This is a genomic window from Rhizobium album, assembly GCF_003122325.1.
In the GTDB taxonomy this organism is placed as follows: Bacteria; Pseudomonadota; Alphaproteobacteria; order Rhizobiales; family Rhizobiaceae; genus Metarhizobium; species Metarhizobium album.
This window is the reverse complement of record NZ_QFBC01000001.1, coordinates 650097-664937: the sequence shown is the minus strand read 5'-3', so window position 1 is coordinate 664937 and position 14841 is coordinate 650097. Positions and strand designations below refer to the sequence as shown.

Sequence of the window (14841 nt, the reverse complement as noted above, 5' to 3'; positions counted from 1 at the left end):
GTGCGTTGCAGAATCATGTTGCATTGCAATATATTACCCATGTCTTGGGAGGAAATTCAGACTAGGAACCAAGGCAATGACTCCGCGTTTTCGTCCCATTCATTCCGGCTTCGAGACTCTTCGTCTCGCCGGTACCTTCGGTCGCTCCAGCCGCGACTACCATCATTTCGGTTCTGCCACGAACGAGCAGCTGACCGCCACGGGCTATCGCCACGTGACGCGACAGACGGCCATTTTCGCAGATTTTCGCGAACGCTGATCGACAGACAGTTTCGCTCGCAGGTGTAACGCATGCCCCGGTCTTTCCCATTCCAGCTTTTGCATGCGGTTTCCGAAAGCTGCGCCTATATCGCGTCCGCGGTTCGTGCCGCCGAAGAATTCGAGCGCTGCTGCCAGGTTTCGGGGGAAATCGCGGGCAAGCAGCGCAAAGATGGCTGCAACGACCCGTCGATGGCTGCCGTTCCGCTTTGAACCTTCAGATCAAACCGCAGGCCTGGAACAGGCTCGTGGCATTTTCCGGCACGGAACTGTTTTCTTCTTCGGCAAACTGCGGTTCGATGGCGGTTCGTGCGGCTTTGAACGCCTGATCGATGGCGGCAAACTTGATTGCCTGCCAGGCGGAATACTCCGTCAGGAAGTCGCTGGAAAACCACATATCCCCGCCACGCCTGGCATCGTACCAGCCGATGCATCCATCGGAAGCCGCCTTCTTCAGCAAGCGCTGCAGATGCGTGCGCGACATCATGAATTTTTCGGCCAGCACGCGCGCATCCACCCGCCCGATATTCATCCGGCCATCGATCTGCCTGGACATGTCGATGCGCGAGACGAGTTCATCCATCACCAGCCCGCCGGCTTCCGTCCACAGGAACATCGCCACACGCTGGGGCGGCTCGCACCATGCCTTATTCTCCAGGCACGTCCGCACGGCGCACCGATGCGTCGGATCGGCGAGGTCACGATCCGCCGCCATCGTCTGCGCCCTGCTCCCGCCATCGAGCTGATCGAGAGCGGCGAGATTGGCCAGCAGCCAGTGAAACATGCCGGCGCGCGCGACGTCTGCAGGTTCCAGCCGGCGGGAACGGCGTCCCTCGTCTTCGGGATAGTAGCGCAGGAAGCGGTAGCTCAGCATTTCCTCGACAAAGGCGAGCACCGTATTGCGGCTGGCGCAGCCGGTCTGAAGGACAAAATCCTTCAAGCGCGCCGACGTCAGGCCGGATCCGGGCTGCGCCGGATCGGCCTCCAGAAACAGCATATAGGCCGCCTGTCCCATCAACCACCGCTGATGGGACACAAGCGTGCGGCAAAGCCTGGGGTTTTCACGATGGAAATCCCCCAGATTGACCGCCAGATGTATAAGCGCGCGGATGAAGTCCGGATTGCGCTTGAGGTCGTCGGATGTAAAAGCCATGCCTTGCCTATGAAAGGGTATTCAGCCGGCTCAAGGCCAACATTCAGGTATTTTACGTCGAAAGCCGTCATGTCCTTTATGGGATCGAAATATACCCTTGGAAATCAAAGGGCAACAGGGGTAAGCCATGCAGCGCCGTTCGCAGTGCTCCCTGTCACATTCGGCACGGCAAGCCTCACAGGGGAGAGACCGAAAGGAAGACCATGCTCGGCAGCCTGATTTCGATCGCCAGCCTGATGTTGTCGACCCTGCTGATGATGATCGGCTTCGGGCTGATGAACTACATGCTTCCCATCCGCGCCATTGCGGAAGGCTGGTCGACGCTCACCATTTCCGTCATCGCCACCGGCTACACGCTCGGCTTCACCCTGTCATGCGTCATTACGCCGATGCTGGTGCGCCGGGTCGGCCATGTGCGTGTCTTCGGCGCGTTGATCACGCTATTGACCGTCGCCATCCTGCTGTGCGCCCTGGTGGTCGAATGGCGTGCCTGGGTGCTCTTTCGCGCCCTTGCCGGCTTTGCCATGGCCGGCAGCTACCTCATCATCGAGAGCTGGCTGAACGAACGCGTCACCAATGACAACCGTGGTACGCTGTTCTCCGTCTACATGATCACCTGCCTCGTCGGATCGATCGGCGGCCAATATCTGGTGCCGCTCGGCGATCCCAAGACGACGGAACTGTTCATCCTGTGCGGCGTGATCTTTTCGCTGGCGCTGCTGCCGACGGCATTGTCCACCGCCCAATCGCCCGCGCCGATCGCCGGGGCAAGCTTCAACCTGACGAAACTCTACAGGCTTTCGCCGATCGCCTTCGTCGGTGCGGTGGTAGCCGGTGCGCTTGCCGGCACCTGGGGCAGCCTCGGCGGCGTCTACGGCCAGAATATCGGCCTCAGCACGGCGGAAGGCGCCACGCTTCTCGCAGCAGTGCTGGCGGGCGGCGCGCTGTCGCAGATGCCGATCGGGCGGATATCCGATCGGGTCGACCGCCGGCTGGTGATGATCGTTTGCGGCGCCATCGGCGTCGTCGCCTGCATCATCATGACGTTCGTCGACGTCACGCATCTCTATCCGCTCTATGTCGCCGCGTTTTTTGTCGGCACCGTTCTTTATCCGATCTATGCGCTGAATTCGGCCCATGCCAACGACCGCGCCGCGCCGCACGAATATGTCATGATCTCGAGCGGGATCATGATCCTCTATGGGTTGGGCACGGTGACCGGACCGGTGATGGGCGGAACGCTGATGGAATATGGCGGGCCGAAGGGCCTGCTGTGGTTTCTGGCCGTGGGTTTTGCCGTCTATAGCGGATACGCTGCCTGGCGCATGAACCGAAGGGGTGCCGACATGGAAGGCAAGACCGATTTCCAATCGAAAGCGCTGCCGATGCAGGGGACGGAGGGTGCCGCGTCGGTAGCCTCTACTGTTGAAGACAACAGCTAAGTCACCCAAAAATGAATGGTCCGCTGCCATCGACAGATTTTTCCTGACAATATATCCAAAAAACAAGGAAACGTATCAGGCGGAAACGGCGTGCAAGAGGACGAGAGCCAGACGATGACCGTGCCTGCGGAAAACCGCAACGGCGGCAACGTGATCTTCCCGGTCATCGTTCAGAACATGCGCGACGGCGTGATCGCGGTCGATGGCACCGGGACGATCATCACCATGAACGGGCCGGCACGCGCCATTCTCTCGCTCGGCGAAACGGACTTCGTCGGTGAAAATTTCGCGGAAGCTCTGCTGCATCGCAGCGATCTTGGCGACGTCATCGATGCCATGCTCGATGCCATCTACGCCCCGAACAACGTTCTTACCCGCGACCTCGTCATCAGGGATGAAACCGGCAGCGAACGTCATTTGACCATTCGCACGAGCATGATGCAGGAAAGCGGTAGCGAAAGCGCCCTGGGTGTCGTGGCCATCATCAGCGACGTCTCGGAAAAGGTGCAGGCCCTGCGCGAGCGCGCCGAATTCGGCCATCTCGCGGTGCTGTTCCTGTCGATGCTCGGCCTCGCCAATATCCTGACGCTGATCGTCGATCAATATCTGGATGTGGACGTCTATTCGCCGGCATTCGCCTGGGCCTATCTGATCATCGTCGCCGGGCCGGTCTTCGTGACGGCCTATTGGCTCCGGCTTCCGGCCGCCTCGATCGGGCTGACGCTCAACAACTGGCGGCAGGCCGTTCGGGAAGGCGTGATTGTTTCGATCCTGGCGCTCGGCGCCCTCGTCGGCTTGTCGTACCTTGTCGGAGACACGCAACCGGTGACCGGAACGGTCGACTACAGCTCGCCGGCCGGTCTGCTGCTGGTCATTCTTCTCTATGCGCCGCACAGTTTCCTGCAGGAGCTTCTGGCTCGTGGCGTGCTCCAGAGCTCGCTTGCGCGCTTGACCAACGATCGCAGCGGCATTCGCTCGGTTCTGGTCGCGTCACTGATTTTCGGGCTCTTCCATGCGCATTTCGGATTGCCCGCCGTCGCGGTGACGGCATTTTCCGGCATGCTGTTCGGCTGGCTTTTCCTGCGCCACGGCAATCTGATCGGTGCGACCATGGTGCATGTGATCGCCGGTACCGCCGCCTTCGCCCTTCATTTCGTATGAGCGGGTCGATGAGGCGCACTACTTCGACGCCGTATCCGCCGATTTATGCGACAGCCCCAGCCGCCGCTCGCGATAGATGATGAAGATGCCGGCAGATACGACGACCGCCGTGCCGATCAGCATGGTCGCCGTCGGCACATCGTCGAACAGAACGAAGGATATGACGATGCCCAGCAGGATCGAGGTATATTCGAACGGCGCGATCGTCGAAACCTCGGCGTAACGATAGCTCGATGTCAGCAGGATCTGGGCCACGCCGCCGCAGAAACCGCACAACAAGAGAAACATGGTTGCCCGAAAGTCCAGCCAATCCCAGCCGAAAGGAAGCGTCGCCAGCGAAAACAGCGAGGCAATCAGCGAGAAATAGAGAACGATGGTGGTCGTCTTCTCCTCCCGCACCAGTTGTCGGACCTGGATCATCGCGGCAGCGCCGAGCCCGGCCGACAACAGCACGGCCAGTGCTCCCGTCGCCGCCTCCGAGCTGAAGCCACCGTCGAGAAATAGGGTCAGATTGGGCCAGCTGATGATCATCACGCCCATGAGGCCGAACAAGACCGCGGTCCAGCGATAGACCCGCACCGTCTCGCCAAGAAAGATCGCCGCAAAGGCGACGGCAAAAAGCGGCATCGCATAACCGATGGCGATCGCTTCCGGCATCGGCAGGTGCACGAGCCCGTAGAAGCCGCATCCCATCGCCAGGATGCCGATGGATCCGCGCTTCAGGTGCCCGACAGGATTGCGGGTGTACAAGGCCTCGCGCAATTGCCCGCGATAGGCCAGGTAGAGAACGATGGGAACGATGGCAAAGGCGGAACGATAGAAGGTGATCTGTCCGGGATTGATGCCAGGCCCCGCCAGCTTGATGAATGTCTGCATGCCGACGAACACCATCACAGAAGCAATCTTCAGGAGAATCCCCTTCAAGGGGTCCACGGCACGGCTGGTCATCGGTCACTCTGGGCGGCAAGGATTTTGGCTTGGCAATGACCGGAGAAGAACACGCATTTCTCAAATCAGCCGGAGAGAAGATACCACTCTATCTCAAAATATCGGCACGGCCAGTCGAAATGGCATCGAACCTTGTGAAACACCATTTCCTTGCAGAGATCCGGCATCTGTCAGAAGTTGTGAAATATGATAAAAACATGAGATAATTTTAATAATCATTCAGATTTTGATGGGAGTATTTCGGTCGAAAATATTATCACGCTCCAAAGCGGTGGCCGTGACGGGGGAGCGCGGCATCGCTTTTATGGGGAAGCTCAATCAGGAAGCATCATGCGAACAGATACAGGCCAGGTGATCAATCTGGCAGACTACCGTCCGACCGATTTCGTGCTCGAACGCGTGGATCTGACATTTGAACTCGACCCGACGGAAACGAAGGTCGAGGCTCGGCTGATATTCCATCGCCGCGAAGGTGCCGATACCACTGCACCCCTCGTGCTCGACGGCGACGAACTGTCACTGTACAGCCTGCTGCTCGACCAGAACGAACTTCCTGCCGAAAAATATACGGTCACCCCGGAAACGCTGACGATCCCCGACCTGCCGGCCTCCGTGCCGTTCGAAATCACCGTCACCACCATCATCAATCCGGAAGCCAACACCCAGTTGATGGGCCTTTACCGCACCGGCGGTATCTATTGCACGCAATGCGAGGCGGAAGGCTTCCGGCGTATCACCTATTTCCCCGACCGTCCCGATGTTTTGGCCGTCTACACCGTCAACATCATCGCCGACAAGGAAGCCAATCCGCTCTTGCTGTCGAACGGCAATTTTCTCGGCGGCGCCGGCTACGGGCCTGGGAAACACTTCGCCGCCTGGTTCGACCCGCATCCGAAGCCGAGCTATCTGTTTGCGCTGGTCGCCGGTGATCTCGGCGTCGTCGAAGATACGTTCGTCACCATGTCCGGCCGAGAGGTCGCGCTGAAGATCTATGTCGAACACGGCAAGGAGCCGCGCGCCGCCTATGCCATGGATGCGCTCAAGCGCTCGATGAAATGGGACGAGGACGTGTTCGGCCGCGAATACGACCTCGACATCTTCATGGTCGTCGCCGTCTCCGATTTCAACATGGGGGCGATGGAAAACAAGGGCCTGAACGTCTTCAACGACAAGTATGTCCTTGCCGACCCGGAGACCGCGACCGATACGGACTATGCCAATATCGAGGCGATCATCGCGCACGAATATTTCCACAACTGGACAGGCAACCGCATCACCTGCCGCGACTGGTTCCAGCTGTGCCTCAAGGAAGGCCTGACGGTCTTCCGCGATCACGAGTTTTCCGCCGACATGCGCTCGCGCGCCGTGCGCCGCATCGCCGAGGTCCGGCACCTCAAGGCGGAACAGTTCCCGGAAGATGCCGGCCCCCTCGCCCATCCCGTCCGTCCGACAAAATATCGCGAGATCAACAACTTCTATACCACGACGGTCTACGAGAAAGGCAGTGAGGTGACGCGCATGATCGCCACCCTGCTCGGCCGCGAGACATTCAAGAAGGGCATGGATCTCTATTTCGAACGGCATGACGGCCAGGCCGCCACCGTCGAGGACTTCGTCACATGCTTCGAGGATGCCAGCGGCCGCGACCTGTCGCAGTTCTCGCTCTGGTATCACCAGGCAGGCACGCCGCTCGTTACCGCCTCGGGCAGCTACGATCCCGCCAACGCCACCTTCACGCTGTCGCTGGAGCAGATGGTTCCGGCCACACCCGGCCAGGCAGCAAAGGAGCCGATGCATATTCCGCTAAGGCTCGGCCTCATCCTCGACAACGGATCGGAAGTCGAGCCGACCGCGGTCACCGGTGCGGAACTCACCGGTGACGTGCTGCACCTCACGGATCGCGCCCACACCGTCACTTTCGAAGGCGTCTCGTCCCGGCCGGTGCTTTCGCTCAACCGCGACTTCTCGGCGCCGATCAACCTGCATTTCAACCAGAGCCCCGCAGACCTCGCCCACGTTGCCCGTCATGAGACGGATCTCTTCGCCCGCTGGCAGGCGCTGACCGATCTGGCACTGCCCAACCTGACGCAGGCGGCCCGCGACGCCCGGGAAGGCAAGCCCGTCACTTGCGATCCGGTCCTCATCGACGCCCTGCTGTGGGCCGCCGCGGACCACAATCTCGAGCCGGCCTTCCGGGCGCAGGCCCTGACCTTGCCGAGCGAAGCCGACATCGCCCGCGAGCTCGGCAACAACAACGACCCGGATGCGATCCATGCCGGACGCCAGGCCATTCTGACGCAAATCGCCCAGGCCGGCGTCGAAACCTTCGCAGCACTCTACGAGGCGATGCTTCCGTCGGGCACCTTCAGCCCGGATGCCGCAAGCGCCGGCAAGCGTGCGCTGCGCAACACCGCGCTCACCTATCTCTCCTACGCTGAAAACACGCCGGACCGTGCTGCCGCGGCTTTCGCCGCTGCCGACAACATGACAGACCTCAGCTACGCGCTGACGATTCTCGCCCATCGCTTTCCCGAGGCTCCGGAAACAACCAAGGCACTGGCGGACTTCGAACAGCGCTTCCGCGACAATGCCCTGGTCATCGACAAGTGGCTTGCCATCCAGGCGACGATTCCCGGCGCCGCCGCGCTCGACAGGGTGAAGGAACTGCAGCGCAGCCCGCTGTTCAACGCCAAGAACCCGAACCGGGTCAGGGCGCTGGTCGGAACATTCGCCTTTTCCAACCCGACCGGCTTCAGCCGGGCCGATGGCGCCGGTTATGCATTCCTGGCAAACGAGATCCTCGATATCGACAAGCGCAATCCGCAACTCGCCGCCCGCATCCTGACCGCGATGCGGTCCTGGCGGCTGCTGGAGCCCGTCAGGGCAGATCTGGCGCGCGAAGCGCTCCTGCAGATCGAGCGCGCTTCCGGCCTTTCCACCGACGTCCGCGATATCGTCGAACGGATGCTGAAGGCCTGACATCGACACGGTGCCGGATCGCCCCCGGCACCTATCCCCGCAAACAGGTTAAGGTCTTTTAACTTTTCCGCTGGACAAGGCGAATCACCTTTGATTCATTAGGGTAGATTCGGGCGAGCGGCGCCTCGAATCACACGAGGGATCAGCGGATACGATGACGGACGCGCGGCGGGCAACCGCAGCCGATGGGCGGTTGCGACTACAATTTCCGAGGCAGGAAAGCTGGGACGACGGCCTCACGAATCGCAGCAGGCTGTTTGCCGAACCGATCGCCCGCAAGCTTTCCCGGATCGAGCCCTTCCTGAAGCGCTCCATTCCCATCCTGATCGTCGCCTTTCTGGCGGTGGTGGCAATCGCCCGCATCGCCGGTATGCTTTCGGAACAGGCAAGGCTGCAGGAAGCGGCACGGCAATCGGTTTCGCTGTCGGCCGCCGCCGCAGCGGCAGCATTCTTCACCGACTTCACCGGCTTTGCCAACGATGACCGCCTGGCGTCCGAGAACCGGCTGGCGAAGGCGCTGCCGCAGGATCGCCTGGCGCCCGGAAACTTCGTCCTGCTCGTTCGCGCCGACGGCAAGGTCATCGGCGCCTCGGCGGCCGGCGCCGCCTATGTCGGCAGCGAACTCGCCGGCATCCTGCCCGAGGTCGCCACCCTGCAGCGCTTCGGCAACCGCGCCGGCGTCATCGAGACCGCGCTCAACGACATTCCGCACTATGCCTCCCTGATGCTGGTCGGCAACCAGGGCGACCTTGTACTGGCCGTGGGTTCGCAATATCGCATCAACGCGCTCTGGCGCGAAGAAATCGCCCTCAACGTCACGCTGTTTGCGGGAATTTCGTCGATCCTTCTCGTGGTGCTCTACGCCTACTACAACCAGGTCAAACGCGCCCGCGATGCCGACGAGATCTTCCTTGAATCGAACGTGCGGGTCGAGACGGCGCTGTCACGCGGCCGATGCGGCCTGTGGGATTTCGACTTCAACAACCGCCGCCTCTACTGGTCGCGCTCGATGTACGAAATGCTCGGCATGCCGCCATCCGACAACTACCTGTCCTTCGCCGAGGCGGCACGGATGATGCATCCGGCCGACGGCAACCTCTATTCGCTCGCCCGTTCGGTCGCCAGGGGCCAGTCGCGCCAGGTCGACCAGGTGTTCCGCATGCGCCATGCGGACGGCCACTATGTCTGGATGCGTGCCCGCGCCCAGGTCATCCGCATATCCTCCGGCCGCGTGCACATGATCGGCATCGCCATGGACGTGACCGAGCAGCATCGCCTGGCGCAACGGTATGCCGAGGCGGACCAGCGCCTTGCGGACGCCATCGAATCCACCTCGGAAGCCTTCGTGCTCTGGGACAAGAACGACCGGCTGGTGATGTGCAATGCCCACTACCAGCAGGCCTATGGCCTTCCGGATCGTGTTCTCGTACCCGGCACCGAGCGTCTCTCCGTCAATTCCGCCGCAGCCCGCCCCGTCATCGAACGGCGCATCGCCGACCCTGACCGCTCCGGCCATTCGCAGACCACGGAAGTCCAGCTCGCCGACGAACGCTGGCTGCAGATCAACGAACGGCGCACGCGCGACGGCGGCATGGTCTCGGTCGGCACCGATATCACCCTGTTGAAGCGCAACCAGGAGCGCCTGCGCGAATCCGAGCGCCGGCTGATGGCCACCATCAACGACCTCTCGGCGTCACGCCAGACGCTGGAGCGCCAGAAGGCGGAGCTTTCGACGGCCAATGCCAATTACCAGGCAGAAAAGGAACGGGCCGAGGCCGCCAACAAGGCAAAATCCGAGTTCCTGGCCAATATGAGCCACGAGTTGCGCACGCCGCTCAACGCCATCCTGGGCTTTTCCGAGATCCTGCTCAACCAGATGTTCGGCCCGGTCGGCTCGCCGAAATATGGCGAATACGCCAAGGACATTCACGAAAGCGGCAAGCACCTGCTCAACGTCATCAACGACATCCTCGACATGTCGAAGATCGAAGCCGGCCACATGAAGCTGCAATGCGAGATGATCGATCTCGTGCCGCTGATCGAGGAAAGCCTGCGTTTTACCGCCATTCCCGCCGCGCAGAAGAACATCACCATCGACCAGCGTTTCTCAGCCGGCCTGACGATGCCTGCCGATCGCCGCGCGATGAAGCAGATCCTGCTCAATATCCTCTCCAACGCGGTCAAATTTACCGACGAAGGCGGTCGCGTCGCCGTCCGCGCCCGGCGCCTGCCCGGTTGCGTCAGACTCACCATCGCCGATACCGGCATCGGTATCCCCAGGACAGCCCTCACCAAGATCGGCCAGCCCTTCGAGCAGGTTCAAAGCCAATATGCCAAAAGCAAGGGCGGCTCGGGACTTGGCCTGGCGATCTCCCGCTCCCTCACCCTGCTGCATGGCGGCAGCATGACCATCCGCTCGCGTGAAAACGTCGGCACAGTGATTTCGCTGCAAATTCCCGACCGCCGGGCCTGATCGACCTCACGCGGAGTTTTTCACCGTCGCCTGGAATACCTTGCGCACGTCCTTGGAAAGCCGCTTGATCTCGCCTTCCAGCGTCTTGATGTCGGGGCAGTCGCCGGCCCGGCAGACGAGATCGACAAGCCCGGACGGTGCCTCCTTGGGGTCGAAGGCGCCGTCGATGCACAGGCGCACGATCTGCGAAATCTCGGTGAAGAGCGTCAGTGCCTCGAGGCACAGATCGACATCGTTGGCATCCATCCTGCCCGGGCTGTAAGCCTTCAGCCCCTCGAACGTGCTTTTGCCCGAAGCGGCATCGCTCGCCCCCGCCGGGGCGGTCAGGGCCAGATATTGTTCGATGAACTCGATATCCACCAGCCCGCCGGCGATCATCTTGAAGTCCCAGATATCCTGTGCCGGCTTTTCCTGTTCGATCAGCGCCCGCATCTCCGCGACATCCTTGGCAATCTTGCCGGGGTCGCGTTTCGTCCGCAACACCTGCGAAACGATCGCTTCAGCCCGTCCTATCAGTTCGTCGTCGCCGCAGATAAGCCGGGCGCGCGACAGCGCCATGTGTTCCCAGGTCCAGGCCTCTTCCTTCTGGTACTTTTCAAAAGCCGTGATCCGCGTCGCAACCGGCCCCTTGTTGCCGGAAGGACGCAGCCGCATATCCACCTCGAAGAGAACCCCTTCGGCCGTGGGCGCCGAAAGCGCTGCGATCAGCCGCTGGGTCACACGGGTAAAATAACGGACCGGATCGAGCGGTTTCGGCCCATCCGATTCCCCCGTATCCTCGTCATAGTCGTAGAGCAGGATCAGATCGACGTCCGAACCAGCCGTCAGCTCGAAACTGCCGAGCTTGCCGAGGCCAAGCACGGCAATACGGCCGGCGGGAAAACGACCGTGCACGCCGATAATCTCCGCCATGACCGCGTCGAGCGCCGCGCTGATCACCAGATCGGCCAGGTGGGTGAACGCGCGCCCGGCAACCACCCCGGAAATCGCTCCGGTCAGGAGACGGATGCCGATGAGGAAACGCTGCTCCGCCGCGAAGATGCGCAGCCGGTCCAGTATCTCCTCATAGTGCCGCGCCGAACTCAGGAACTGCCGGATCCGCCCTTCGAGGTAGTCGCGGGTCGGCAGTTCGGCAAGCAGGCCCGGATCGAGCATGCCGTCGAAGACATGTGGCCGGGCCGCAATGATATCCGCCAGGCGCGGCGCCGAAGACATGATGTTGACGATCAACGACAGAAGGGCAGGATTGTTGCCGAGCAGCGAGAAAAGCTGGATGCCCGCGGGCAGTCCGGCAATAAAGGCATCGAAACGCAGGAACGCCTCGTCCGCCCGCTTGTTCTCGCCGAAAACCCGCAGCAGCTCCGGCATCAGTTCGGTCAGCCGCTCCCGCGCCTCGACCGATTGCGTCGCCTTGTAGCGCCCGTAATGCCAGGTCCGGACGGTGCGGGAAATATCCGCCGGCCGCTCGAAACCAAGCTTGGCCAGCGTCTTCAGCGTATCGGGATCGTCGTTCTGTCCGGTGAACACCAGGTTGCCGGTCTCGGTCGACAGCTTGGTTTCCTGCTCGAACAGCTTCGCATACCGGCTCTCGACCGTTTTCAGCGTTACCGAAAGTTTTTCGGTGAAATCGGCGAGGTCGGGAGAACCGTTCATGTAGGCGATGCGTTTCAGCTCGACGTCGGTTTCCGGCAACAGATGAGTCTGCTCGTCCCGTACCATCTGGATGCGGTGCTCGACATTGCGCAGGAACCAGTAGCATTCCGTCAGTTCGTCGCAGGTCGCCTGGTCGATCCACTTCGCTGCAGTCAGCTCCCGCAATGTCTCTTCCGTGGATTTGCAGCGCAGCGACGGCATGCGCCCGCCAGCGATCAGTTGTTGCGTCTGCACGAAAAACTCGATTTCGCGGATACCGCCCCGCCCCAGCTTGACGTTGTGTCCTTTGACGGCAATCGCCCCATGCCCCTTGTGGGCATGGATCTGCCGCTTGATCGAATGAATGTCGGCGATCGCCGCATAATCGAGATATTTGCGGAACACGAAGGGCGTCAGCTCGCGCATAAAAGCCTCGCCGGCGACGATATCCCCGCCCACCGGCCGCGCCTTGATGTAGGCGGCGCGCTCCCAGTTCTGCCCCCGCCCCTCGTAGTAGATCATCGCCGCCTCGACCGGGATGGCCAGCGGCGTCGAGCCCGGGTCCGGTCGCAAGCGCAGATCGGTTCGGAAAACATAACCGTCGGCCGTGCGCTCCTGCAGGATGCGCACCAGCCGGCGCATCATGCGTGCAAACGTATCCGTCGCATCATCCGCATCGCGAACGATGCCGGCGGCGATGTCGAAGAACACGACAAGGTCGATATCGGAAGAATAGTTGAGCTCCCGCGCCCCGAGCTTGCCCATGCCGAGCACGATCAGTCCAGAACCCTTGCTCGGTTCCTCGACGGAATGCAGCGCGACTTTTCCCGAGTGATGGGCGGCAAGCAGCAGGTGATCGACGGCCGCCATCACCGCCGCCTCGGCAAGCCGGCTCAGCCACGCCGTCGTCTGCCGGCCATCGAAGATCCGCGCAAGATCGGCCAGCGCGGTCAGGAAGGCGGCTTTGCGCTTGGCGATCCTGAGCCGCGTCATCACCTCCGCTTCGCTCGGAACCGCTCCGTCGCCATCCGGGCGCCAGGCCGTGCGCGCATCCGAAATCGCCGCTTCCAGCTGTGGCTGAATGCCGCCCTCGATTGCTGCGGCAAGCAGGTCGGGATGGGCGCTGACGGTGTCGCGCAGATAAGGAGAAAGGCTCAGTGCCGCCGCCAGAAAATCCTTGAGGGCATCGTTACCGGCCAGCTTCGCTGCCAGCGCCGGTTCGCCTTTGCCGATCTCCTTCAACTCCGCCAGGACGGATTTCAGCTCGGTCTGGTTCAGCGGGCGCAGGACGCCGGCGGTTACCTCCGAAAAACCATGCGCTCCCGTTTCGGCCATCTTCCGCTCGTCTCCCCGCTGATTGCCTTGCCTTTCAGATCTATCTCACTGTTCTGGCGCAGGAAAGACCATCGTCGCGGTCAGTCCGCGCGCGACGGCATTGTCAGGATCGGTATCGGAAAGCTCCAGCCGGCCGTTATGCAGTTCCATCACCGCCTCCACCAGCGAAAGGCCGAGCCCCGTACCCGGTTTCGACCGGCTTTCGTCGAGACGGACGAAACGTTTCGTCACCTCGTCCCGCCGGTCGGCCGGCACGCCGGGGCCGTTGTCCGCAACGCAGATCCGGATGCCGCCCTCCTCCTTGACGAGGCGCATGCGGATACGGGCGCCGGCATCCGCGCCGACCCCGTATTTGATGGCATTGTCGATGAGATTGAAGATCGCCTGGCCGATCAGTTCGCGGTTTCCCTGCACCCCGACATCCGGCTGGATATCAGCGACCAGCGACAGCCCCGCCTCCTCCGCCACCGGCTCGTAAAGCTCGACGCTGTCCGCGACGATGGCGGAAAGATCGACGAACGACATCTCCGCGGCCACGGAGCCGGCCTCCACCCGCGAAATCATCAGCAAGGCATCGAAGGTGCGGATCAACTGGTCGGATTCGGCGATGATGCCTTCCAGAGCGGCGCGGCGTCCGTCCTCGTCCTTGCGGCCGATCGCATCCGCCGCCTTGTTGCGCAGGCGGGTCAGCGGTGTCTTGAGATCGTGGGCGATGTTGTCGGAGACCTGGCGAAGCCCCTCGTTCAGCTTCTCGATGCGCCCCAGCATGGCGTTCAGCGATTCCGACATGCGGTCGAACTCATCGCCCGAACCGCCGACCGGCAAGCGTTGCGACAGGTCGCCGGCCATGATCTTCGTGCTCGCCGCCGACATCCGGTCGATGCGTTTCAAGGCATTGCGCCCGATGCCGAACCAGATCACCAGTGCCCCCAGCCCCATGACGCCAAGCGCCACCATCAGGGCGCGCCGCACCAGGAAGCGGAGTTTCTGCGGCTCGCCCAGATCCCGGCCGACAAGAATGCGCAAGCCGTTGTCGAGCACGAAGACGTGGCCGTTGGCCTGGTGCTTGTCCGTGGTCGCGCCGCCTTCGGAATAGCGTTCATAGCGAAAAGGAATCAGCGTCCACCCTTCCGTCTCGAACACGCCCGGTTCGACGGAGGCAACGTTGCCCGTCAGGATCTCACCCGTCGGGCTGGCGATGATGTAAAGATTGGCGCCTGGCTGCCTGGCGCGGCGTTCCATCATCCGCAGCATGGCGTTCATGCCACCGCGGCCATAGGCGCGCTGTATGTCGCTCACTTCCTGCTGCAGCGTATCCTGTGTCTGCTGTCCGAGGATGCGTTCGGAGAGCGCCGTCACATAGAACACCAGAAAGGCGGCGCAGATGGCGAAGAGAACGATATAGAGCGCCGACAGCCGCACGGCCGTCGACTTGTAGAGAACACGAAACGTCGTCATGC

The 14841-nt window shown here is 61.8% G+C and carries 10 protein-coding genes; 6 read left to right on the top strand and 4 right to left on the bottom strand.

Annotation, left to right across the window (positions count from 1 at the left end):
- The first annotated feature begins 76 nt into the window (after positions 1–76).
- The gene (locus tag DEM27_RS03270) at positions 77–259 is read left to right on the top strand and encodes a hypothetical protein (RefSeq protein ID WP_109456728.1); all 183 of its coding nucleotides are present in this window, start codon (positions 77–79) and stop codon (positions 257–259) included.
- Positions 260–291: 32 nt separating this feature from the next.
- On the top strand, positions 292–471 hold the full coding sequence (locus DEM27_RS03265) for a hypothetical protein (RefSeq protein ID WP_109456727.1): 180 nt from the start codon (positions 292–294) through the stop codon (positions 469–471).
- Positions 472–475: 4 nt separating this feature from the next.
- Here the strand turns inward: DEM27_RS03265 and DEM27_RS03260 are convergent, their stop codons facing one another.
- Positions 476–1411 (bottom strand): hypothetical protein, encoded by a 936-nt coding sequence (locus DEM27_RS03260; protein ID WP_205908857.1) that lies wholly within the window; start codon positions 1409–1411, stop codon positions 476–478.
- Positions 1412–1614: 203 nt separating this feature from the next.
- Between DEM27_RS03260 and DEM27_RS03255 the strand changes: the two genes are divergently transcribed.
- Both DEM27_RS03255 and DEM27_RS03250 read left to right on the top strand, forming a co-directional pair.
- Positions 1615–2853: an MFS transporter gene (locus tag DEM27_RS03255; protein WP_109456726.1), complete on the top strand. Its 1239-nt coding sequence runs from the start codon at positions 1615–1617 to the stop codon at positions 2851–2853.
- 90 nt (positions 2854–2943) lie between these two features.
- Entirely contained in the window at positions 2944–4014 is a 1071-nt protein-coding gene (locus DEM27_RS03250) for a CPBP family intramembrane glutamic endopeptidase (RefSeq protein WP_165823331.1), read from the top strand.
- 18 nt (positions 4015–4032) lie between these two features.
- Here DEM27_RS03250 and DEM27_RS03245 read toward each other — a convergent pair whose 3' ends face one another.
- The gene (locus DEM27_RS03245; protein WP_109456724.1) at positions 4033–4962 is read right to left on the bottom strand and encodes a DMT family transporter; all 930 of its coding nucleotides are present in this window, start codon (positions 4960–4962) and stop codon (positions 4033–4035) included.
- Between the two features lie 330 nt (positions 4963–5292).
- Here DEM27_RS03245 and pepN point away from each other — a divergent pair, with 330 nt between their 5' ends.
- Together pepN and DEM27_RS03235 are read left to right on the top strand one after the other, a co-directional pair.
- Positions 5293–7941: an aminopeptidase N gene (gene pepN / locus DEM27_RS03240; protein WP_109456723.1), complete on the top strand. Its 2649-nt coding sequence runs from the start codon at positions 5293–5295 to the stop codon at positions 7939–7941.
- 154 nt (positions 7942–8095) lie between these two features.
- Positions 8096–10414 carry a PAS domain-containing sensor histidine kinase gene (locus DEM27_RS03235; protein ID WP_109456722.1) on the top strand — a complete coding sequence of 773 codons (2319 nt, stop codon included), beginning with the start codon at positions 8096–8098 and terminating at the stop codon, positions 10412–10414.
- 6 nt (positions 10415–10420) lie between these two features.
- Here the strand turns inward: DEM27_RS03235 and DEM27_RS03230 are convergent, their stop codons facing one another.
- Both DEM27_RS03230 and DEM27_RS03225 read right to left on the bottom strand, forming a co-directional pair.
- Positions 10421–13381 (bottom strand): bifunctional [glutamine synthetase] adenylyltransferase/[glutamine synthetase]-adenylyl-L-tyrosine phosphorylase, encoded by a 2961-nt coding sequence (locus DEM27_RS03230; protein ID WP_109456721.1) that lies wholly within the window; start codon positions 13379–13381, stop codon positions 10421–10423.
- Between the two features lie 45 nt (positions 13382–13426).
- Complete coding sequence (locus tag DEM27_RS03225; protein ID WP_109456720.1) at positions 13427–14839, bottom strand: sensor histidine kinase; 1413 nt, start codon at positions 14837–14839, stop codon at positions 13427–13429.
- Between the last annotated feature and the right edge of the window lie 2 nt (positions 14840–14841).